Below are 2,036 nucleotides of genomic sequence, written 5' to 3' on the forward strand. Positions count from 1 at the left end.
GTGCTCCGGTAGGTGTCGGCGGTCCTGCACTGTGAGGTCGTCGAGTGCGATCAACTCGGGTGCGGCGACAAATCTCGCAACATGCTCCAGATCCACTTTTCCTCCATCTGCGCCGTCGAGTTACCTGTCGCTGTTCGGCATTGACCGGCACGCTTCTCGGCCACTCATTGCTGTCGTAGCTGCCTGTTGGGTTGGTGGTCCTTGTCCCAGGCGTAGTGGAGGAAGGGCCGCACGTGGGCGAAGGTGTCGATGACTTGGTGGACTATTCGCTCGATCGCGGCCGCGCCGTGAAGCAGGGAACCATCCGAACTGCCCAGTTCCCCTTCCCGGATCACGCCGGCGGCAGAGCGGATCTCCAGCACTGCACTGTCCGCGACTTTCAGTCCGTAACCTTTGGCGATCTGGCGCTCGGTGACGTCGTCTCGATGCACATACGTGCTCGTCAGTCGTCCCGGCACGGGAAGAAGCACGATGCCGTCCTCGACTGCTTGTGCGATCACCACCTCGGCAAGCTCAACAGATGGAGCAAACGGAATATATGGGATCTCGCCGCGTACGTACGCGGCTTCCAGTTCCGCTGTCGAAGCGTCTACAAGGCCGACTGGGAGCCAGGCACGCGCCCACTGCGACACATCGCTCACGATCAGGAAGGGCCATGTGCGGGAATTGAACTCGGCTTCCGCCCGCTCCCACGCTACGGCTTGACGCTCGTAGAACTGTGTGTGCGCAGTGGGAACCTCAGGCGTCTCGACCTTCACCTGCCCCGACCCCTGTGGTCCTGCCGGCCGCTGTCTCCGTTGAAACCATCTCCGCACCGACCAGCCCATCAGTCGAGTAAAGCACCATTGCCTCCCGGCCCGGCCCGGCCAGGCGGTGCAGTCGGTCCGGGGCATAGGTAACTCTCGGCGCCTTCGAGGTCGTCTCGGTGCCGACACAAGGGTTGCTAGGGTTACCCGGTCATTGGAGAGATTCCTATCGAATTGGAGACGATGTTGCATGGCTGAGAGAGTGATTCGCCAACTTATCGACGATCTCGACGGTAAGCCGATCGACGACGGATTCGGCGAACGCATCCAATTCTCGTATCAGGGGTCGGACTACCTGATCGATCTGCGGCCGACGAACGTCGACAAGTTCAACGCCGCCCTCGAGCCTTTCGTGAAGGTCGCCGAGAAAGTCGGAAAAGCACGCCGCGGCAGTAAAGCTGATGTGACGGCGAAGGATACCGGTTCAGGTCGCTCGAAAGAGCAGTTGCAGGCAGTGCGGGACTGGGCAGTCAAGAACGGCTACGACGTGGCACCGCGGGGACGGGTCAAAGCGGAGATCCTCGACGCCTTCGACGCCGCGCACTGAATTCGATCCGTTTGAGACGACACGACATTCAACACTGATACGAAAGCGGGTGTGAGAGAAGCGTCTCTCACACACCCGTATCTGCCTAACCCGGCGTGGATTCCGCCACCGGCCGTCAGCTGTTGCGAACTGCAGGTGTTTCCAACAGAAAACACCCGAGAATCACGCACCCTTCCTGAGTCGAAGTGTGCCGCCGTCTGCGCTCGGCCCCCGACTGCCACTGCGACCAGCAGAGATTAGACGCAGTCATCTCCGGGTACAGTTCCGCCAGCAGCCTGCGGAGTGCGCGCATACAAATCCAGTCGGTCCACCGTCGACGTCTTGCGCTCATTCTGCAGGCTGCACCTGCAACCGTCAGTCCCGATCAATACCCGAGTTCTCTTGCACGCGAGTAGGCCGGCAACGAAGCATCAGCGACGGCCTTACGCAGTTCACTCCTCGTTGAGCCAGACACCGTCGGTGGCTTTGATCTCGCGGATCATCGATGGGCCTCCGGAGGGCCAGGTTTGAATGAGGTAGTCCTCGGTGGGGGTATCGACGTCGAGGTCCCAATGCGTGGCCCGGCCGCGGGTGGCGATGCGGAAATGGCGCGCTCCCTTAGGAGAGGTGAGTTCGCCGAATTCTTCGACGATCTCGTTCTCCAAGGTGATGAAGAGCATCGGTTCACGGCATACTACGGTGAC

Annotated in this window: 2 protein-coding genes and 1 pseudogene; 1 reads left to right on the plus strand and 2 read right to left on the minus strand. The window is 60.9% G+C overall.

Going from position 1 to position 2,036, the window contains the following annotated elements:
* Positions 1-164 precede the first annotated feature (164 nt).
* A complete protein-coding gene (locus A2J01_RS05395; RefSeq protein ID WP_064112257.1) occupies positions 165-758 on the minus strand; it encodes a hypothetical protein in 594 nt (197 codons plus the stop codon).
* Positions 759-996: 238 nt separating this feature from the next.
* Between A2J01_RS05395 and A2J01_RS05400 the strand changes: the two genes are divergently transcribed.
* Positions 997-1,353, plus strand: a complete 357-nt coding sequence (locus tag A2J01_RS05400) for a histone-like nucleoid-structuring protein Lsr2 (protein WP_047269234.1) — start codon at positions 997-999, stop codon at positions 1,351-1,353.
* Positions 1,354-1,784: 431 nt separating this feature from the next.
* On the opposite strand, the pseudogene A2J01_RS05405 reads toward A2J01_RS05400, so the two are convergent.
* Positions 1,785-2,036 (minus strand): annotated as a pseudogene (locus A2J01_RS05405) (hypothetical protein); the annotation flags it as partial.

Origin of the sequence: Rhodococcus sp. EPR-134 (assembly GCF_001647205.1) — a bacterium.
In the GTDB taxonomy this organism is placed as follows: domain Bacteria; phylum Actinomycetota; class Actinomycetes; order Mycobacteriales; family Mycobacteriaceae; genus Rhodococcus_F; species Rhodococcus_F qingshengii.

Coding starts and splice junctions, on each gene's coding strand:
- A2J01_RS05400 (WP_047269234.1), top strand. CDS start 997: ATGGCTGAGAGAGTGATTCGCCAACTTATCGACGATCTCGACGGTAAG.